A 19,597-nucleotide genomic window follows, 5' to 3' on the forward strand; every position below is an offset into this window, starting at 1 on the left:
TGCTTTTGGCGGTCGACACGGTACGCTTTGTAACGGAAAGGATTTTTTTATGATGCATGTTGCTGCTGTCCAAGCCATGGCCCATATTCAAGATTTGGGGAGGTTCGACCTGCATTGCCGCGGTATAAGCCATGCTGGTGCGATGGACACGCTTTCTCTTCAGGCCGGTAATCTGCTATTGGGCAACGATGCCGGCGCGGCAGCATTGGAAATAGCATTAGGCGGCATTACCGTATCGTTTGAATACGACACCCCTTTCTGTATCACCGGTGCGATTTACGAAGCGCAACTTGACGATGAACCGGTTTATTCCTATTGGCGCTACACCGCACGGCGCGGGCAAACGCTGAAACTGATCCGCGCCGTCAAAGGTATGTACGGCTATTTATGCGTACACGGCGGATTTGACGTGCCCGCAGTGCTCGGTTCACGCAGCACTGATTTGAGGTCGGCTTTCGGCGGCTTTGAAGGCCGTTGCCTGCGTGCAGGAGATGCCGTGCCGGTAAACTGCTTCGGGTCGAAAATGAACCGAATCGGTATCGCCCCTCCCACTCCCTCACTCCGTATTCACGCACTGCCTTCTTCCGAATACCAAGCTTTTGCCCGCAAAGCACATTACCGCCTCTGGCAAAACGCTTGGACACTGCAAAGCAACAGCAACCGCATGGGCTACTGCTTCGACGGCGAAGAGCTGCCGTTGGAACAACCTCTGGAAATACTTTCGCACGCCGTTTGGTTCGGCACCATACAGGTTCCGCCGAACGGCAAACCGATTATCCTGATGGCCGACGCACAAACCACCGGCGGCTACCCGAAAATCGCCACCGTAGCAGCAGCCGATTTGGGGCGGCTGGCGCAAATCCGCTTCGGCAGCAAAATCTTTTTTCAGACGGCCACCCCTGAAGAAGCGGAAGCCCTTCAACACCAAAACCAAATCTATTTAAACAAAATCAAAAGGATAGCAGATGAAGCCCGTTGACTTGAATGCAAATTTGGCCGTAAGGCTGCGGTAACGACGTGCGGACCGACAGCCTTGGTCGGTGGCACGGTAGGCAGCTTACCGTCCAAGCATCGTCGGTAATTACTGCCACCCGAACCGGATGACCGCATGCGGCCTGATCGTGGTGGTATTCATGGCCTCGTTGAGCGGCATCACGCCGGTGAAATATATCGACGGCTTACTGGGATAACCCGCGCGAACCCAAACCGAAAGAGGCCGTCTGAAAACTCGCAAAGCTCATTTTCAGACGGCCTCTTTCAACAAAACATCAGGTTAAGGATTCATAATCCGCGCAATCAATGCCTTATCTTTACCCTGCATGTTGGGAATCTTCACCTGAATACCGTTACCGGGCGCGGCATCCACCGCTTCACCTTTGCGGGTCATGGCATCCAGCACCAGCGTTTGGTTGCCTTGCGGGTGGATGATTTCAATGGTGTCGCCCACGGCAAAACGGTTTTTCACTTCCACCGTCGCCCAGCCGTCGGCATCGATTTCGGTAATCTGGCCGACGAACTGGCTTTGTTTGGCCAGCGAATGGCCGTGCAGGTAGTTTTGGTATTCCTGCGTTTGGTGGCGCTCCAAAAAACCCGAAGTGTAGCCGCGGTTGGCCAAGCCTTCGAGTTCGGCTAACAGGCTGTAATCAAAAGGTTTTCCGGCTACGGCATCGTCAATCGCTTTGCGATAGGCTTGGGCGACGCGGGCAACGTAGTAAACCGATTTGGTACGGCCTTCCACTTTGAGGCTGTCCACACCGATTTCGGCGAGTTTGGCCACTTGCTCGATGGCGCGTAAGTCTTTGGAATTCATGATATAGGTGCCGTGCTCGTCTTCCATAATCGGCATCAGCTCGCCCGGGCGGTTGGCTTCTTCAATCAGGAACACTTTGTTGGCTTCGGGATGGCGCACTTGACCGTTGATGCCTTCAAATGCGGCATTGGCTTCTTCCTGCGCCTGACTGAAATTAAAGCCTTGTAACAATTTGGCATCACCCATTTCATCGGTTTCGGCATCGTGCACTTTGTAATCCCAGCGGCAGGCGTTGGTGCAGGTGCCTTGGTTGGGGTCGCGGTGGTTGAAGTAGCCGGAAAGCAGACAGCGGCCGGAATAAGCGATACATAATGCACCGTGCACGAACACTTCCAATTCAATGTCGGGGCACTGCTGGCGGATTTCGGCGATTTCTTCCATGCTCAATTCGCGCGAGAGGATAATCCGCTCCACGCCGATTTTTTGCCAAAATTTCACGCCCCAGTAGTTAGTGGTGTTGGCCTGCACGGAAAGGTGAATCGGCATTTCCGGCCATTTTTCACTCACCTGCATAATCAGGCCGGGATCGGCCATAATCAATGCGTCGGGCTTCATGGCGATCAGCGGCTCCATGTCGGCCATAAAGGTTTTCAGTTTGGAGTTGTGCGGCAAAGTGTTGACGGTGAGGAAGAATTTTTTGCCGCGTTGGTGTGCTTCGTTAATGCCTTGTTCCAGCACCGGCAGTTTGGCGAATTCGTTGTTGCGGGCGCGCAGGGAATAGCGCGGGCTGCCGGCATAAACGGCATCTGCGCCGAAATCATAGGCGGCGCGCATGCGTTCGAGACCGCCGGCAGGAAGAAGGAGTTCGGGTGATTTCATGAGGTATAAGTTCTTAGAAAATAAAAAGTTTCAGACAACTGAGGCCGTCTGAAACATTGAAAAACAAACCGGTGGAATTATCCGCTTTTTTCACACGGTGGTCAATTTGGCGCACAGGCCGTCTGAAAATGGCTTAAAGCACTTTCAGACGGCCTTTTCAGGCGGATTTGGTTTACAATAACAGGTATTCCGAAAATTTTTATGTCGAGGGAAACCATGTTAGATATCCAACTGCTCCGTAACGATACCGCCGCCGTAGCCGCCCGTTTAACCGCCCGCGGTTACGCATTCGATACCGCCCGTTTTGAAGAATTGGAAAACCAACGCAAGCGGCTTCAAGTCCGTACCGAAGAATTGCAAGCCGCCCGCAACAGCGAATCGAAAAAAATCGGCATGCTCAAAGGGCAAGGCAAACACGAAGAAGCCGGGCAAGTGATGGCACAAGTTGCCGATATTAAAACCGAACTCGAACAAAACGCCGCCAAGCTCGATGCCATTCAAGCCGAATTGGAAGCATGGCTCACCACCATTCCCAACCTGCCGCACGAAAGCGTGCCCGTAGGCGCAGACGAAACCGAAAACGTAGAAGTCCGCAAAATCGGCACACCGCGCACATTTGATTTTGATGTGAAAGACCACGTTGATTTGGGCGCGCCGCTGGGCTTGGATTTTGAAGCCGGTGCGCAGCTTTCCGGCGCACGCTTCACCGTGATGAAAGGCCAAATCGCCCGCCTGCACCGCGCGCTGTCGCAATTCATGCTCGACACCCACACCACGCAACACGGCTACACCGAGTGTTACACGCCTTATATCGTGAACGACAGCACCCTGTTCGGCACCGGCCAGTTGCCGAAATTCGGTGAAGACCTGTTCCACGTTACCCGCGGCGGCGACGAAACCAAAACCACGCAATATCTGATTCCCACCGCCGAAGTTACCCTTACCAATACTGTGGCCGACAGCATCGTGCCGTCTGAAAGCCTGCCGATTAAGCTGACCGCGCATTCGCCCTGCTTCCGTTCCGAAGCGGGTGCATACGGCAAAGACGTGCGCGGCCTGATCCGCCAGCACCAGTTCGACAAAGTGGAAATGGTGCAAATCGTCCACCCCGAAAAATCTTACGATGCGCTCGAAGAAATGGTAGTGCATGCCGAAAAAATCCTGCAACTGCTGGAACTGCCCTACCGCGTGATTACCCTGTGCACCGGCGATATGGGCTTCGGCGCGGCCAAAACCTACGATTTGGAAGTATGGGTGCCCGCACAAAACACCTACCGCGAAATTTCAAGCTGCTCCAACTGCGAAGACTTCCAAGCCCGCCGCATGAAAGCCCGCTTTAAAGATGAAAACGGCAAAAACCGTTTGGTACACACCTTAAACGGCTCGGGCTTAGCGGTCGGCCGCACGCTGGTGGCCGTGCTGGAAAACCACCAAAACGCCGACGGCAGCATCAACATCCCCGCCGCCCTGCAACCTTATATGGGCGGCGTAAGCAAGCTGGAAGCCAAATAACGGCAAAGGCCGTCTGAACACTTTCAGACGGCCTCATCTTATTGTTTCCGCCGCAACTCGGCCTTACCGTATTTCCCATCTATCAAACATACCCATACGACACTTCAGGCCGTCTGAAAAACAAAGTACAACCGAACCCGAAAGACCAACATGCCTAAAGCAACATTCTATACCCATGTCGGCAACCCCTACGCCTTCACCTGCCGTTTGGCCGCCCGCGCCATGCAAAGCGGCTCCCGCGTATTGGTGTGGGCGGATTCTCCCGAAGCCGTTGCGCGGTTGGATATCGACTTATGGCAGTTCGAGCCGACCAGTTTCCTGCCTCACGAAATATGGGAAACAGGTCAGACCTGCCCGCAAAATGTGCCTGTGGTGCTGGCTTACGGCCACACCCTGCCCGAAACGGAAAGCGGTTTGGTGGTGCTGAATCTTGCGCCCGATTTTTGGTGCGACGCGCCGGTGCCGCCTGCGCGGGTGTTGGAAATCGTCGGCAGCAGTTTGGAAGAGTTGGCCGAAGCCCGCGAACGCTTCCGTGCTTATCGAAACAGCGGTTTTGAGATTGAACACCACAACATGCAGGGTAAAGCCTGAAACCGTTTTCAATCTGTAATAAACAACACCTCTCCCCAGCCATTTTCTTTCACGAGAACTTTTCGCTATAACATTTATGGGCGCATTCCTGCCGGTGTGCATCCGTGCCTCATCTATATGATACCGGGGCTTCTACCCTGTTATGCTTTGGGTTACGCTCAAGCTCAATTAGATCACTTCAAATAGACTTTAGACGTATTACTGTCATATTTATTACTTCCCAATAGGAAACATTACTTCAATAAAACCCATATTTTAAAACCAATAGGAAATCATTAGAATGCATTCCATCGACAGAGCACTGTCATTCACAAACAGATTTTTTAATTAGAAAGTTAAAGGAACTCTCATGAAAAAAACCTCAATCATTTTTGCAGCTGTTGCCACTTTTGCCACTGCTTTTGCCGCAGCAGGCGGAGCTTCATTACCGAAATGGAACCATGCTAATGACTCCGGCGTGATTACCAGCCTGAAAGAAGTAAAACACCAAGGTGTAAAACGTGCTGCTAAAAATGATGACAGCGTAAAATTCGTTGCCGAAGCAACCGGTGTACGCGTAGACAACAGCTATCACTCACTGAAACGCGAAGGTAACCGTTAATCCGCACACACACTATACGAGTAAACAGTCCGTACAAGTAAATAAATTCAAACAGGCCGTCTGAAAATCATTTCAGACGGCCTGTTTGATTGGTATTTTTAAATCGTTTCAACCGCAATGAAACGGCAAATCAACCGTTAATCTTTGTTTTACACAATACCGTTTTCTCACCCCTGCTTCATTACCTGCTGCAAAAATTGCTGTGCACGCTCGTGTTTCGGATTGGTGAAAAATTCTTCCGGTTCGGCTTCTTCAATAATTCGGCCGTGATCGACAAAAATCACACGGTCGGCTACTTCACGGGCGAAACCCATTTCGTGGGTAACGCACATCATGGTCATACCGCTGTTCGCCAAATCTTTCATGACTTTCAACACTTCGCCTACCATTTCCGGATCCAATGCCGAAGTCGGTTCGTCGAACAACATCACACGGGGTTCCATCGCCAAGCTGCGGGCGATGGCCACACGTTGCTGCTGGCCGCCGGAAAGCTGGCCGGGCATGGCATCTTTTTTGTGCGCCAAGCCCACACGGTCTAAAAGCTCCATTGCTTTTTGCCCGGCCTGTTCGCGGCTTTGCTTTTTCACTTTCATCGGAGAAAGGATGATGTTTTCCAACACGTTTAAATGCGGATAAAGGTTGAATCCCTGAAATACAAAGCCCACTTCTTCACGCACTTTGTTCAAATCGGTTTTCGGGTCGGCCACGTTCATGCCGTCCACCCAGATTTCGCCGCTTTCAATGGTTTCGAGCTGGTTGACGGTGCGGATAAGGGTAGATTTGCCGCTGCCCGAAGGGCCGCACACCACCACCACTTCGCCTTGTTTCACTTCCAAATTTACGCCGTTAATCACATGCAGGTCTTTGAAGTATTTGTGTACATTTTTGAATTTAATCATATTATTCCCAAATTTCAGACGGCCTTTTTCACCAAATAATTACTCAATTCCACATAAAGCTCCGGTGAGATGTGTTCGGCACGGTCTTGCGGGTTGATGCCTACCGCCTGCAAATCTTCGTCTGAAGCAATTTCTTTCAGATTGTTGCGTATGGTTTTACGCCGTTGGGCAAATGCGGCTTTGACCAGTTTGCCGAAATTCCCGAAATCCCGTGCGACACCGATGCGGCCCTGCTGCGGAATCATGCGCACTACGGCGGAATCGACTTTCGGCGCGGGATCAAACGATTCGGGCGGCACTTCGATCAGCATTTCCATATCGAAAAAATATTGCAGCATCACGCCCAAACGGCCGTAGTCGTTGGTTTTCGGCTCGGCCACCATGCGCTCGACCACTTCTTTCTGCAACATAAAGTGCATGTCTTCCACTTCGTCCGCCACTTCGCTCAGACGGAACAGCAATGGTGTAGAAATGTTGTACGGCAGGTTGCCGACGATTTTTTTTCTGCCCGCCACGCTTTTGAAGTCGAACTGTAAAACGTCGCCTTCGTGAATCACCAGTTTGTCGGCAAATGGCAGGGTTTTCAGACGTTTGATGATGTCGCGGTCGATTTCGACCACATGCAGCCGGTTTAATTTCTTTGCCAACGGCTCGGTAATCGCCGCCAAACCGGGACCGATTTCAATCACGGTATCTTCCGGCTGCGGGCGGACGGCGTTCACGATATCGCTGATGATGCGGGTGTCCTGCAAAAAATTTTGCCCGAACCGTTTGCGGGCTTTATGTTCTTTCATGCTGCTTCTTCAGAATCCATTCCAATCGTGCATTGTAGCGCAAAACACTTGAGGCCGTCTGAAAAACACGGTGTTCAGACGGCCTCGAAACCTTGTTTACAGCCACGCTTTCATTCCTGCCAGCAGCACACCGTAGCGGATGAATTTTCCTGCAACCAACATGATGCAGCTTTTCCAGAAATGCAGCCGCAGCCAGCCGGCGGCAATCGGCAAACCGTCGCCGACAACGGGTAGCCACGCTAATAATAATGTCCAAATACCGTAGCGGTTGAGCCAGCGCAACACTTTTTCAGACGGCTTCTTTTTATCGGGAAACAGCCTTCCCATGCCGTAAGAGGCTATGCTGCCCAAACCGTTGGCGGTGCCGGCAACCAGCAATGCTCCCGCCCACGCTCCGGGGCGGTTTTGAACGAACAGCACAAACGCCGCTTCCGAGGTGCCGGGCAAAATGGTGGCGGAAGTGAAAGCGGAAGCGGCAAGTGCCCAATACAGCCAGAATAAATCCATAGGATGCGGCAAACACAAAAGCAGGCATTGTAGCGGGGATTGAGGCCGTCTGAAACCGCCATCGGTAAAGGAAAAAATTTTCAGACGGCCGGATGTGGTTCGGACGACAACCGGAAGCCGTCTTAAACCAATCCCTGCACAAGCAATTACTCAGGTTATAACCAACCGCATTTCAAGCCGTTTGTCCGAAACACTATCATGCCCAGAAATTCATCGGCATAATACCGCCTCCTCTTACCGGCTTCAGTGGCGGGACAAATCCGAAACAACGCCCGCATATTTTGTATATCCACCTTTCAAAACGGAACGGGTAATGCGTACCTTTTTCAGCATCATATTTCTCGTTGTAGCGGTAACTTTTTTCCATATGTTCGGCTTGGTGGCTTTTATTTCGACAGAACCCGCCATTCCGAAAGGCATCATGCTTTCGGGCACGTTGGCGGTGAGCCTGATTACTTTGATGGCGGGTTTGGCTTCCAACCGCTTTAAAAGGTGGCAGCTCAGCAGCGGCTTGGTGATGCTGGCTTCGGGTGTGGGCATGTTGGGTATCATCTGCTTTTTCATCGCATGGTCGGGCCGCTCCACGCCGTCCGGCGGCATGATCAGGGAAATATTGGAAAGTTTCCACAGCTATTTTTCCGGCAGCAGCATCCTGATCATCTATATACTGGCCGCCACGCGTTTGCTGACGTGGCACAAACAGGTTACCGCCATCGAAAACCGTATTTCCGCACTGAAGCAAAGAATCCAACGGCTTTAACTTCGTTCCGTTACCGCAGGCCGTCTGAAAAATTTCAGACGGCCTGCGGTTTTATCGTTTAACATACAGCGTCTTTACCGCTTTAAAAACACATACTATGAAAACCATCTTAATTACCGGCTGCTCCAGCGGCATCGGCTACGACACCGCCAAACAACTGCATGCACTCGGCTGGAGGGTATTTGCCACCTGCCGCCGTCCCGAAGACGTTGCCCACTTGCGCAACGAAGGTTTAACCGACACCCTCCGACTCGACGTTACCGACAGTCAAAGCATTCAGACGGCATTCGATACCGTGCTCTCCCAAACCGGCGGCAAACTCGATGCCCTGTTTTCCAATGCGGGCTACGGACAGGTGGGCGCGGTGGAAGACATTCCCCGCGATGCCCTGCGCGAACAATTCGAAACCAACGTATTCGGCGCATGGGAATGTATCCGCCGCGCCATGGAAGTGTTCCGCAAACAAGGATACGGCCGGATTTTGGTCAACAGCAGCATTTTAGGTTTCGCCGCCATGCCGTGGCGCGGTGCGTACAACAGCACCAAATTCGCCCTCGAAGGCATGTGCGACACCCTCCGCCTCGAAACGGCGGGTAGCGGCATTTTCGTGAGCTTGGTCGAACCCGGCCCTATTGCCACGAAGTTCCGCCCCAACGCCTTGAAAAAGCTGCACCAATACATCGACATCGACAACAGTTTCCACGCCCGCAGCTACCGGCACCAGCTCAACCGTCTCGAAGCGGAAGGCGCGGTGGCACCGTTTACCATGTCGTCGCCTGATTGCGCCGCCATCTGCGTGAAAGCACTCACGGCTGCCCAACCCAAAGCCCGCTATCTGGTTACTTTCCCCACCGTATTGTTCTGGTATCTGAAACGCCTGCTGCCCACGCCCCTGCTCGACCGCCTGCAACGGCGCGCCGTAAAAGGACAAGAAGTATGAACACGCTGTATCTCGCCTCGGGCAGCCCGCGCCGGCGCGAAATTCTCGAAAACATCGGCTATACCGTTATCCGCCTGCCCGCCGATATCGACGAAACCCCTTACGCCTGCGAACCCACCGCCGCTTACGCCGCGCGCATGGCCTGCGAGAAAAACACCGCGGCCGTTGCCTACTGGCAGCAACAATATCCCTACCAGCCGCTATACCCGCTGATTACCGCCGACACCACCGTTGCGTTGCACAATCACATTCTGGGCAAACCCGCATCTCCTGCCGAAGCCGCCGCCATGCTTCTGGAGCTTTCCGGCACCACCCACCAAGTGCTTACCGCCGTATGCGTGTATTGGCAGGGCGAAACCCGTGCAGTCCTCCAGCAAAGCGACGTTACCTTCAAACCGCTGACCGCCGCCGAAATCGCCGCCTACATTGCCAGCGGCGAACCGATGGACAAAGCCGGCGCATACGGCATTCAAGGCTTGGGCGGCCTGTTTGTCGAAAACCTGCACGGCAGCTTCACCGGCGTGATGGGGCTGCCCGTATATGAAACCGTGGCCCTACTGCAAGAATTCGGCCTACCCGTGCCGCCGTTTCAGACGGCATAAAGGCCGCCGTAGAAGGCATAAACGAGAGGCCGTCTGAAAAACAGGTTTTCAGACGGCCTTCAAATATGGTTTCGCACTTATTTTTCAAACAGGGGCTTATGCCGACAAACGGACGAGTGCCATATAAAAAGCAAACAAAAAACCGCAAACAAAACGGTGCCGCCGTAAAGAACGGCCGTTCCGCTTCTCCCCACGGCTGATAACGCACATCAGCGTACCGGCCAATACCGGTGTGAACAGCAAATTGAATACTTGCAGGTTTTCGCTGCGGATGAAATGTTCAGGAAACACCAGCAAACTGCCCGCACCGATTAACGCACCGACAATCCCATAACCTACGGCTACCAGCCAAGGCCGCGATTCACTGAGGCTTGATTTGGCAGAACCGATGCCTAATTCGACCAAAAATTCGGCAACAATCTGTAAAACGAACTCTGCAAACAGCTCGAATAAAATTCCCATAACAATGCAAAATTCACAGGCCGAAACCTTTGCAAACACCGCTTGCAACGCATTTCTGCGTTGTGCGCTGCCCGCTCGCTTCCCTATCTGTTTGATATATCTGCGTTCGCTGCGCTGCTACACCTTGAACTGTATCCACATCCGGCAAGTTTGCAAAGTTTTCAGGCCGCCTGAAAAACTTTTTAGTGAAACCTGCTTAAAGCGGGTTTTGGCAAAGTTCACTGAATTCGCTTTCAGACGGCCTCTTCCAACCTTATCAAACTATATCAAAGCTTTTTCAAACGGAATTCCGCCGCTTTGGCATGGGCGGTAAGCATTTCGCCTTGTGCCAACACGTCGGCAATCCGGCCGAGCTTTTGCGCCCCTTGCTCAGAAACCTGAATCAGGCTGCTGCGTTTTTGGAAATCGTAAGTGCCCAGCGGCGAAGAGAAACGCGCCGTGCGGCTGGTAGGCAGCACATGGTTGGGGCCGGCGCAATAGTCGCCCAAGCTCTCGCTGGTGTATTTGCCCATGAAAATCGCACCGGCGTGGCGGATTTTTGGCGCCCATTCCTGCGGATTTTCTACCGACAATTCCAGATGTTCCGGCGCAATATAGTTGGCGGTTTCGCAAGCGTCATCGAGGTCTTTGGCCAGAATCATCGCGCCGCGGTTGTTTAAAGAAGCCTCGATAATCGAACGGCGGGGCATGTCTTCGATCAACCTGTTCATGGCCGCTTGAACGTCGTCTAAATATTGCTGCGAGGTGGCAATCAGAATCGCTTGGGCGATTTCGTCGTGTTCGGCTTGGCTGAACAAATCCATCGCCACCCAATCGGCAGGCGTGGTGCCGTCGGCAATCACCAGAATTTCAGACGGCCCCGCCACCATATCAATGCCTACCACGCCGAACACGCGGCGTTTGGCGGCGGCCACAAACGCATTGCCGGGGCCGGTGATTTTATCGACCTGCGGCACGGTTTCGGTGCCGTAAGCCAAAGCCGCCACCGCCTGCGCACCGCCGACGGTAAACACTTTGGTTACGCCGGCCACAAATGCCGCCGCCAACACAATATCGTTGCGCTCGCCTTTGGGTGTTGGCACCACCATGATGATTTCGGGCACGCCCGCCACATGCGCTGGCATGGCGTTCATAATCACCGAGCTGGGATAAGCCGCCTTGCCGCCGGGCACATAAATGCCCACACGGTCGAGCGGAGTAATCTGCTGGCCGAGCAGGGTGCCGTCTTCGTCGGTATAGCTCCACGAGGTCATTTTTTGGCGTTGGTGGTAGCTTTCCACACGGGCGGCGGCGGTTTTCAAGGCCGTCTGAACTTCGGGTGCAATGCGTTCGAAAGCAGCCTGCAAATCGGCTTGGCTCAACGTTAAATCGGCCATAGTTTGTGCATTCATGCCGTCGAAACGGTTGGTGTATTCGATTAGCGCCGCATCGCCGCGCTTTTGTACGTCGGCACAGATGTCGGCAACAATTTGATCGATTTTCGGGTCTTGCGCGGTTTCAAAAGCCAGCAACGCTTTCAGCTCGGCTTGGAAGTTGGGGGATTGGGTGGAGAGATGTTTCATTTGTATGTGCTGCCTTTAATTCTTCAATAAAAATAAAAGTTTTTCAGACGGCCTATAACCAACTCTCAAAGCAATAAAAGGCCGTCTGAAAATATTCAATCCTTGCTCACAAACCGCTTGTTCACGCGCACGCGTTCGCCGCGGCCGGCTTTTTTGATTTCCAGCCAGTCGCTGTAAACGGCGTGAATCAGGGCGCGGTCGGTGTCGAAGCCGTAATCGTGCGGGTTGACGGTGGGGGCCAGCTGTTTCAATACGTCGCTCAGGCGTGCCCAGCCTTGCGGGTCGGCGGTGTTGTCAACGGCTTGCTGCACCAAAGGAATGAGCTTGGTAAATTTGGCTTTGCCGTTTTTGGGCTTGGGCGCGTCTTGCTGCTCGGGCTTGGCGGTTTCAGCGGCTTCTGCCGTTGGTGCGGGCGGTACGGTAGCGGCTGTTTCCGCTTCCGGCTGTTTGCGCTCTTGCTGCTGGCGTTTCTTGCCGCGTTTGTTTGCGAGTTTGCCGCTGTCGGCTTCGGTGGCAGGTGCTTGCGGTGCAGCGGCTTCGGCAACTTGTTTTTCTTTGCTGTCTTTATTTTCAGACGGCCTGTTGTTTTTTTCGGCCGGATTCGGATATCTGCGCACTTGGATTTGATTGTTGTCGGTGCGGTATTCGAACAAATCGAGCGATTTGATCAAGTCGGAAAGTTTGCCGAAACCGTAAAGGCGGGGGTCGAAATCGGGGTTGGTTTTGTTGATGTAGCTGCCGATGGGGCCGAGGTTGGCCCAGCCGAGGTCGTCGGCATTTTCTTTGACGGCGCGGGTGAGCAGTTTGGAAAGGTCGGCTTGCTGGCCGGTATGTTCGGCCGGTTCATTCTGCGCTTTGGTTTTGCCGCTGTTTTTGTTTTTTTCCGGCGTGCGTTTTTCGGGGCGGAAAATTTCGGTGTAGATGAATTTGTCGCAGGCTTTGCGGAAGGCTTCGGGGGTTTTCTTTTCGCCGAAGCCGTAAACGGTGAGGCCGCTTTCGCGCAGACGGCTGGCTAGGCGGGTGAAGTCGCTGTCGCTGGATACAATGCAGAAGCCGTCGAAATTGCCGCTGTAAAGCAAGTCCATCGCGTCGATCACCAATGCCATGTCGGTAGCGTTTTTGCCTTTGGTGTAGGCGAATTGCTGCACGGGGATAATGGCATGCGGCAGCAGGGCGGCTTTCCATTTGGAAAGGCCGTGGCTCCAGTCGCCGTAAATCCGTTTAACGCTGGCAATGCCGTATTTGGCGATTTCGGCCAACAGGCGGTCGATGATGTCGGCGGGGGCGTTGTCGGCATCGATTAAGACGGCCAGTTTTTTATCTGAGGTGATGTTCATGGGTAGGTCTAATTTAAAGGAAAACGTGTAACGGCGGCTTTTCAGACGGCCTCTTTAAGACTGCCCGGCTGCTTCGGCAAATGCGTTGATAATCGGCTGGATAAGCGCGTGTTTCACTTTCAACGCTGCTTTGTTGACCACCAAACGGCTGGAAATATCCACGATATGCTCCACGGCTTCCAGATTATTGGCTTTCAACGTACCGCCGGTGGATACCAAATCGACAATCGCGTCGCTCAAGCCGACCAGCGGAGCAAGTTCCATCGAGCCGTAAAGTTTGATGATGTCCACATGCACGCCTTTGCCGGCGAAGTGTTCGGCGGCGATGTCGGGGTATTTGGTGGCGACGCGCAAACGGTTGCCGGGCTGTGAGGCGGCGGCGTAATCGAAACCTTTGCGCACGGCAACCATCATGCGGCATTTGGCAATCTGCAAATCCAGCGGCTGATACAAACCGTCGCCGCCGTGCTCGATCAATACGTCTTTGCCGGCGATGCCGAAATCCGCCGCGCCGTATTGCACATAAGTGGGTACGTCGCTGGCACGCACAATCACCAGCCGCACATTGGGCAGGTTGGTGCCGATAATCAGTTTACGCGAGCTGCCCGGCTCTTCAAGCGGCACGATGCCGGCGGCTGCAAGCAACGGCAGGGTTTCATCAAAAATACGGCCTTTAGAAAGGGCGATGGTCAAAGCGTTGTCAGTCATGTTTTTTCCCGCTGAGGCCGCCTGAAAATATTATGTGCAAAGCAAAATTTTCAGACGGCCTGCCAAATTTGACGAGGTTTATGATTTAAGCAAAATTTTAATATCGTCGGCGAATTGTGCAGCCGTGCTGCCGTAAGGCTCGAATACTGCCACTTCACCATCTTTATCCAACAGATACGCACCTGCGGTATGGTCAACCAAATATACTTTCTCAGATTGCTCCTGAGCCTTGGCTGAAACCACACGATATTGTTGTTTGATTACCGGCAAATTCTGCCCCTCGGTAACAGTAAGCCCGATAAACTCGGGGTGAAACTGTTTCACATATTTGCCGATTAATTCAGGCGTATCGCGCTCCGGATCCACGCTGGCAAATACCACCGCCACATCTTTAGCCTGTTCGCCAAGCTGATTCAACGCATCACGGTGGGTCAATAATTCGGTCGGGCAAACATCGGGGCAATGCGTGTAACCGAATGACAAAATAACCACCTTTCCTTTCAAGTCACTGATGTTAAAAGATTTTCCGTTACCATCGGTCATAGTGAAATCGCCGCCAATGTCCTCCTTACGCATATCCGAACCGTGAAACCCTGTAGCAGCAGCTGGTTGTGGCACAACCGATGCTGCTGATTCAACAGGCTTGGGCGCAGCCTGTTCTTGCGGCTGGCAGGCAGATAGTGAAGTCAATGCAAACGTGGTAAAAAATAAATTCTTTATCATCCGGTTCATAACAGTTTCTCCCAAAGACCGAAAATGTATCTATCTTAACGTGTTTAACCGTTTTCATGTAGGGGGAAAACGTAGTTTTTCAGGCAAATTCCGTCTGAATTTGCCCCAAGCTACTTTTACCATTAAACCTTTAGTTAAAAATAAACTTAATTTTTATATTTTTCATATACTTGTTAAAAATAAACCTAAATACCCGCCATAAGGCTTTACAAGATTATTTTTATCATTATAATGGCGTTCTCTTCCACCTGCCCAGGTGGCGAAATTGGTAGACGCAGGGGACTCAAAATCCCCCGCCGAAAGGTGTGTCGGTTCGAGTCCGACCCTGGGCACCACAAACCGCTTTCAAGCGGTTGTTTTTTTGTCTGATATTATCCAATCGCATCAACCAAGCCATTATATTTAAAAGGCTTTCTGCCGTTTTTAACGTGTCTTGCTATCTAATTTAATCCAATTTAAGCCGATTGAATCAACCGTTTTTAGTTGGTACAATTTTCGCATAGTTACCAACACCCCTTATTTTTTTGCCAACAAATGCCGCTAAACGACCGCCAAATAAAGAACTTGAAGCCCACGGATAAGATTCAAAAAATATCCGACGGCGGCGGCTTGTCGCTGGTGTGCAAACCGAACGGCGGCAAATACTGGCAGCTTAATTTCAGGTTTGACGGCAAACAGAAAACCTTATCAATCGGCACTTATCCCGCTATCAGCCTTTTTGAAGCAAGAGCCGCGCGCGAACAGGCCAAACAACAGCTTGCAAACGGTATAGACCCCGCCGCAGCCAAGCAGCAGGCCAAACGGCAACAACAGACAGCCATTGCAAACAGCTTTGAAAAAATCGCCCGTGAATGGCATCAAAACCAACTGCCGCGCTGGACGGGCACCCATGCCGCCCGCGTGTTGCATTCTTTGGAAACAGATGCTTTCCCTATTCTTGGAAAATACCCCATTACTGAAATCAAAGCCCCTTTGCTACTGGAAGCAGTAAGGGCGATAGAAGCACGGGGAGTGCCGGAAACCGCCACCCGCGTATTGCAGCGTATCAAGGCCGTTTTCAATTACGCCATTCAGACGGGCAGGGCGGCAGAGAATCCCGCTTTTGCCCTTAGCGGCGTGATTGTGCGTGAGAAAGTCAAACACCAGCCCGCCTTGCCGCAAAGCGGAATCACGGAGTTTTACCGCCGTTTAATCCGCGAACCGATGCGCCAAGAAAACCGAATTGCCATGATGTTGATCATGCTTACCTTTGTGCGGGCGGGGAATATCCGCTTTGCAGAATGGGAAGAAATCGACAAGGACAAGCGGTTATGGGTTATCCCTGCCGAGAAGATGAAGATGCGGGCCGCGCACATTGTGCCCTTGTCTGATTGGACGTTGGAGCTTTTGGAGAATCTATACCCTATTACGGGTTACAGCCGGTATCTGTTCCCAAACTACAAAGACAGCAGCAAGCCCATGAGCGAAAACACCCTAAGCTATGCAATGGGACGCATGGGTTACAGCGGTATTGCTACCCCGCACGGTTTCCGCAGCTTGGCTACCGATGTACTGAATGAAAACGGTTTCCCGCCCGATGTAATCGAACGGCAACTGGCCCATGTAGAACAGAACAAAGTGCGGGCGGCATACCACCGCACCGAATATCTGCCCCACAGGGTAGAGATGATGCAATGGTATAGCGATTTTTTGCGGGAACGGCACAACCAAGCCCGCGCGATGATCGAGAGTGAAACAAGTAAAGAGACTTAAATAATGGAAAGATACGCTTTGAGTGATGAGTCTTACAGTAAACTATGGGATATAAAAAAGACTACTGAATTTAATAAGGCATTATCGTCTTTGGCATTTAATGCAGAAGCTATATTGCGTAGAACATTCTATAACTTTAAATGTAACGATGGAGAATATTTTTGGCATCAAAAAACACAAACTGAAATGCTTGAAATCGAAAAAGAATGTAACAAAGCAATAGAGCTATTCGAGGAAAGAGAAGGGGAACCATACAATTACCGGACTTTCTGTTTTCCAGTAACAGAGGGATTAGCTTTTGAGCAAAACTGGAAAACGATTGTTGAAATGCAACATTTCATAACAACTAAAGCTATTTATGATTATGTTTCAGAATTTGAACATAGAACTTTTGAAGATAATTTTTATGAACTTCAATCAGTTGCCAATTTAATAACAGAATCTATCGTTTTAATTAATATAGAACGAGAGGAAGGAGAAATTGGCATGGAAAAAGTTATAGAAAATGCCCGTAAAGCAGGTTGTGCTAAGCAAAGCCCTTATCAAAAGGCTGGCACAATTGCCGCAGTAAATGAATTATTAAAAGAAAAAAAAAGAGCTACTCAACCAACGTGGCGGGAAAGCCGCATTAAACAGAATGATTCTTGACCTTATTGCACATGGGGATATTCCCGCGCCTAGTACCCCCGTAAAAGAAACAGTTGATTCATGGATAGATAACTTCAAAAATACCCAAATCAACTAGCTGATTTACCCAAATCAACATGCTATTTCAGGAAATCAACAAGTTACTTCATTTAAACCGCCTCATGAGGGCGGTATCTTTTTGCCATAATTTTCAACCACGCCTTATCAGGAAGGAAGCAATTTACTTATGGCAACCATCTTACGACAACAAGAAGTAACCAAACGTCTTGGCATTTCATCAAGCACGCTTTGGTATCGTCTCGACCCCAAGAACCGCCGCCACGACCCCGATATGCCCCGCCCGTTTAAGTTGTCCGGCAGCGGTAACGCGATCGGCTGGCTGGAAAGCGAAATAGACGACTATATCGCCAAACAAGCGGCTAAACGTATCTAAAGGGGGCAAATCATGAAAAACGAAACCGCCCAAAACGCACAAAGCATTTCAGACGGCATCAATCCCCCAAAATCAGGCCGCCATTATGCCCCGTTTGAGCCTGATTCACAATGCGGCGAAATCCTGAACCATATCCGCACCCACGGCAGCATCACGAGCTACGAAGCCTCACAAATGGACATCATGGGCTTTCAGGCGCGTATCTATGACTTGCGCCATGCAGGTTATCCCGTTGTCTGCACCATGCAGCCGCATATCAATAAACGCGGCAGAACCGTTAAACGCGGTATCTACACGCTGGCAAACTAAAAAGGAAAGTAAAAAATGGATTTTCAATATACAAAACAAACACTTGAAACAAGAAAAGAATTATTTGCACAAGCACAAAAGCAGATGGAAGAACTGGATGCTCAAATAGCAGCAACAGAAACAGGCGCGGCGGCAGCAAAAGAAACCGTTGCCGAAGCCGAGCATTTACGCAGCGAACGGAAAAGCCTTTTTGCCCGCCTGCTTTCAATAGGCAAGACCGATTTTGAAAACAGCGAAGTAAAAGAGCTTGACGCGGCCATTGCCGCCAAGAGAGACCAAGCCGACCGGGCGGCCGATATTTTGGCAGCGCAATCCGAGCTTTTAGAGCGTCTGTATGCCGAGCGTTTGGAACTGGCAAACCGCATTGAAGAATTGCGCCGTTTATTGCTTGGATCGCAATATGAAATGTTTGCCGCCGAAATCGAGAATGAGCATATTCCCGAATATCTGAAAGCGGCGGAAGCGTTTGCACAGGCCGCCGCCAAGCTGGCCGGATATGGTAAAGCCGCCGCCATGATGCGCGATAAGCTGATTGAAAGCGGTATCAGGACAACCGCCCCCGCTTACGGGCAGCACATACCCGCCCGCGCCGTTGATTTACGCATTGACGGCTTTAATTTACAGCAGCGGGAAGACGGCAGCCATAACGGTGTTTTCGATGTTTCCGGCCAAGTAGATCAATACTGCAAAGAAGCGATGAAAAACGCGCAGTAAGACATTGCCCATACCCGACACTATACGCAGGCCGCGCAAACGCCCTATAACGCGCACGATGGCGGCTTGCTGAAAGGATATATACCATGACACCGAAACAGGAACACTTTGCCCGTCTGTTTGTGGAAACAGGCAATGCAAGCGAAGCATACCGGCAGGCATACAACGCCGAAAACATGAAGCCCGAAACGATAACCAACGAAGCCTATAAACTGCTTCAAGACCCCGATATTACCGCGATGATTGACGGCTTAAAGGCGGAACACAGGGCAAGACACGCAGTAACCGTGGACGATGTAATTGCAGAGCTTGAGCAGGCGCGGCAGAAAGCATTAAACGCACCGACACCACAATCAGGAGCCGCCGTCTCCGCATCAATGGGCAAAGCAAAGATTTTAGGCTTGATTGTGGATAAGGCGGAAATTGCCGATACCACGCCGCCGAAACCCGAACCTTTCCGGCTTGATGAAAGCGAAGTAAGGGCGGTGATCGATTTATTCGGGGAGAAAGAAAAATCGGCCACCATTGCAGACTTGGAAGCCATCGTAGGAAACAGCGCGGAAAAAATCGGACTGGCCGCCGTGATGTTGTATGTACAGCACTTGATATAGCACTTTATACAACACCGGCCAAACAAAACCATTGACAGCTTGAGCATTGAGAATTAAATTACAGATTCTCTCTCAAATTTGTATAGCCCTTATCAGCAGGGTAAACGCTGATTTTTTCACGCCAAAATTTCACATTGAGCGGCCATTTTCAGACGGCCTATCAAGTCAAGTTATGGCGGTGTCTGCCAACCGTAAGGCGCAGGCTGGACTATACACCAGAGAGAGCACCGCCCCCTAATGGGTTTCTTAATCTCAAAAGTATAGGAGCATTCAAAATGCAAAAAACTCAAACCACGCCACAAGTGCAAAATCCCCAAACCGTACAATTCATTGCCCGCATTGCCGTTCCCGCTGCCTGCTATCCCGAACTGGACGCTACCGGCTGCAAATGGCTTTCACTTGGCAAATTTGCCGACAGACAGGCCGCAGAGCAGGCCGTTAAAGCCTATCCCAAGCCTTACGACGCCTACCTGATTCAACAGGCATAACCCCCT

General features: G+C 51.5%; 24 protein-coding genes and 1 tRNA gene. 16 read left to right on the forward strand and 9 right to left on the reverse strand.

The genetic code is table 11. The annotated features are described in order from the left end of the window. Positions 1-49: 49 nt before the first annotated feature. Positions 50-979, forward strand: a complete 930-nt coding sequence (locus EL216_RS04410) for a 5-oxoprolinase subunit C family protein (RefSeq protein ID WP_085389412.1) — start codon at positions 50-52, stop codon at positions 977-979. Positions 980-1,273: 294 nt separating this feature from the next. On the opposite strand, the gene trhP is transcribed toward EL216_RS04410, so the two are convergent. Further along, complete coding sequence (trhP, locus tag EL216_RS04415; RefSeq protein ID WP_085389411.1) at positions 1,274-2,629, reverse strand: prephenate-dependent tRNA uridine(34) hydroxylase TrhP; 1,356 nt, start codon at positions 2,627-2,629, stop codon at positions 1,274-1,276. A 216-nt stretch (positions 2,630-2,845) separates the two neighbouring features. Between trhP and serS the strand changes: the two genes are divergently transcribed. From serS to EL216_RS04430, 3 genes are all read left to right on the forward strand, one after another. Continuing rightward, entirely contained in the window at positions 2,846-4,141 is a 1,296-nt protein-coding gene (serS, locus tag EL216_RS04420; RefSeq protein WP_085389410.1) for a serine--tRNA ligase, read from the forward strand. 150 nt (positions 4,142-4,291) lie between these two features. Continuing rightward, positions 4,292-4,732, forward strand: a complete 441-nt coding sequence (locus EL216_RS04425; protein ID WP_085389409.1) for a DNA polymerase III subunit chi — start codon at positions 4,292-4,294, stop codon at positions 4,730-4,732. Between the two features lie 349 nt (positions 4,733-5,081). Next, positions 5,082-5,333, forward strand: a complete 252-nt coding sequence (locus EL216_RS04430) for a hypothetical protein (RefSeq protein WP_085389408.1) — start codon at positions 5,082-5,084, stop codon at positions 5,331-5,333. A gap of 167 nt (positions 5,334-5,500) precedes the next feature. Here the strand turns inward: EL216_RS04430 and EL216_RS04435 are convergent, their stop codons facing one another. From EL216_RS04435 to EL216_RS04445, 3 genes are all read right to left on the reverse strand, one after another. Next, the gene (locus tag EL216_RS04435) at positions 5,501-6,232 is read right to left on the reverse strand and encodes an amino acid ABC transporter ATP-binding protein (RefSeq protein WP_085389407.1); all 732 of its coding nucleotides are present in this window, start codon (positions 6,230-6,232) and stop codon (positions 5,501-5,503) included. Between the two features lie 14 nt (positions 6,233-6,246). Then, positions 6,247-7,026, reverse strand: a complete 780-nt coding sequence (gene rsmA / locus EL216_RS04440) for a 16S rRNA (adenine(1518)-N(6)/adenine(1519)-N(6))-dimethyltransferase RsmA (RefSeq protein WP_085389406.1) — start codon at positions 7,024-7,026, stop codon at positions 6,247-6,249. Between the two features lie 96 nt (positions 7,027-7,122). Next, on the reverse strand, positions 7,123-7,533 hold the full coding sequence (locus EL216_RS04445) for a YqaA family protein (RefSeq protein ID WP_085389405.1): 411 nt from the start codon (positions 7,531-7,533) through the stop codon (positions 7,123-7,125). A 313-nt stretch (positions 7,534-7,846) separates the two neighbouring features. Here EL216_RS04445 and EL216_RS04450 point away from each other — a divergent pair, with 313 nt between their 5' ends. The 3 genes from EL216_RS04450 to EL216_RS04460 all read left to right on the forward strand — a co-directional run bounded on the left by EL216_RS04450 (position 7,847) and on the right by EL216_RS04460 (position 9,835). Beyond that, positions 7,847-8,293 (forward strand): hypothetical protein, encoded by a 447-nt coding sequence (locus EL216_RS04450; protein ID WP_085389404.1) that lies wholly within the window; start codon positions 7,847-7,849, stop codon positions 8,291-8,293. Positions 8,294-8,390: 97 nt separating this feature from the next. Continuing rightward, entirely contained in the window at positions 8,391-9,233 is an 843-nt protein-coding gene (locus tag EL216_RS04455) for an SDR family NAD(P)-dependent oxidoreductase (protein ID WP_085389403.1), read from the forward strand. Then, complete coding sequence (locus EL216_RS04460; RefSeq protein ID WP_085389402.1) at positions 9,230-9,835, forward strand: Maf family protein; 606 nt, start codon at positions 9,230-9,232, stop codon at positions 9,833-9,835. The genes EL216_RS04455 and EL216_RS04460 overlap by 4 nt, the downstream gene beginning before the upstream one ends. 96 nt (positions 9,836-9,931) lie before the next feature. Here EL216_RS04460 and EL216_RS04465 read toward each other — a convergent pair whose 3' ends face one another. Continuing rightward, a complete protein-coding gene (locus EL216_RS04465; RefSeq protein WP_085389401.1) occupies positions 9,932-10,297 on the reverse strand; it encodes a hypothetical protein in 366 nt (121 codons plus the stop codon). 42 nt (positions 10,298-10,339) lie between these two features. Between EL216_RS04465 and EL216_RS11280 the strand changes: the two genes are divergently transcribed. Then, a complete protein-coding gene (locus EL216_RS11280) occupies positions 10,340-10,471 on the forward strand; it encodes a lipoprotein signal peptidase (protein ID WP_085389400.1) in 132 nt (43 codons plus the stop codon). 92 nt (positions 10,472-10,563) lie between these two features. On the opposite strand, the gene hisD is transcribed toward EL216_RS11280, so the two are convergent. From hisD to EL216_RS04490, 4 genes are all read right to left on the reverse strand, one after another. Further along, entirely contained in the window at positions 10,564-11,859 is a 1,296-nt protein-coding gene (hisD, locus tag EL216_RS04475) for a histidinol dehydrogenase (RefSeq protein ID WP_085389399.1), read from the reverse strand. Between the two features lie 95 nt (positions 11,860-11,954). Next, a complete protein-coding gene (locus tag EL216_RS04480; RefSeq protein ID WP_085389398.1) occupies positions 11,955-13,196 on the reverse strand; it encodes an NYN domain-containing protein in 1,242 nt (413 codons plus the stop codon). 54 nt (positions 13,197-13,250) lie between these two features. Then, positions 13,251-13,904: an ATP phosphoribosyltransferase gene (gene hisG / locus EL216_RS04485; protein ID WP_085389397.1), complete on the reverse strand. Its 654-nt coding sequence runs from the start codon at positions 13,902-13,904 to the stop codon at positions 13,251-13,253. A gap of 78 nt (positions 13,905-13,982) precedes the next feature. Further along, complete coding sequence (locus EL216_RS04490; RefSeq protein ID WP_085389396.1) at positions 13,983-14,636, reverse strand: SCO family protein; 654 nt, start codon at positions 14,634-14,636, stop codon at positions 13,983-13,985. A gap of 250 nt (positions 14,637-14,886) precedes the next feature. On the opposite strand from EL216_RS04490, the gene EL216_RS04495 reads away from it, so the two are divergent. From EL216_RS04495 to EL216_RS04530, 8 genes are all read left to right on the forward strand, one after another. After that, positions 14,887-14,971, forward strand: a tRNA-Leu gene (locus EL216_RS04495). A gap of 199 nt (positions 14,972-15,170) precedes the next feature. Next, positions 15,171-16,388: a tyrosine-type recombinase/integrase gene (locus tag EL216_RS04500; protein ID WP_085389588.1), complete on the forward strand. Its 1,218-nt coding sequence runs from the start codon at positions 15,171-15,173 to the stop codon at positions 16,386-16,388. A gap of 3 nt (positions 16,389-16,391) precedes the next feature. Continuing rightward, the gene (locus EL216_RS04505) at positions 16,392-17,036 is read left to right on the forward strand and encodes a hypothetical protein (protein WP_085389395.1); all 645 of its coding nucleotides are present in this window, start codon (positions 16,392-16,394) and stop codon (positions 17,034-17,036) included. Between the two features lie 226 nt (positions 17,037-17,262). Then, positions 17,263-17,469: a helix-turn-helix transcriptional regulator gene (locus tag EL216_RS04510; RefSeq protein ID WP_085389394.1), complete on the forward strand. Its 207-nt coding sequence runs from the start codon at positions 17,263-17,265 to the stop codon at positions 17,467-17,469. Between the two features lie 12 nt (positions 17,470-17,481). Further along, the gene (locus EL216_RS04515) at positions 17,482-17,778 is read left to right on the forward strand and encodes a helix-turn-helix domain-containing protein (RefSeq protein WP_085389393.1); all 297 of its coding nucleotides are present in this window, start codon (positions 17,482-17,484) and stop codon (positions 17,776-17,778) included. A gap of 15 nt (positions 17,779-17,793) precedes the next feature. Further along, the gene (locus EL216_RS04520; RefSeq protein ID WP_085389392.1) at positions 17,794-18,492 is read left to right on the forward strand and encodes a hypothetical protein; all 699 of its coding nucleotides are present in this window, start codon (positions 17,794-17,796) and stop codon (positions 18,490-18,492) included. A gap of 86 nt (positions 18,493-18,578) precedes the next feature. After that, a complete protein-coding gene (locus EL216_RS04525) occupies positions 18,579-19,103 on the forward strand; it encodes a terminase small subunit (protein WP_085389391.1) in 525 nt (174 codons plus the stop codon). Positions 19,104-19,378: 275 nt separating this feature from the next. Beyond that, positions 19,379-19,591 carry a hypothetical protein gene (locus EL216_RS04530; RefSeq protein WP_085389390.1) on the forward strand — a complete coding sequence of 71 codons (213 nt, stop codon included), beginning with the start codon at positions 19,379-19,381 and terminating at the stop codon, positions 19,589-19,591. Positions 19,592-19,597 lie beyond the last annotated feature (6 nt).

Source organism: Neisseria animaloris, assembly GCF_900637855.1.
GTDB classification, from domain to species: Bacteria; Pseudomonadota; Gammaproteobacteria; order Burkholderiales; family Neisseriaceae; genus Neisseria; species Neisseria animaloris.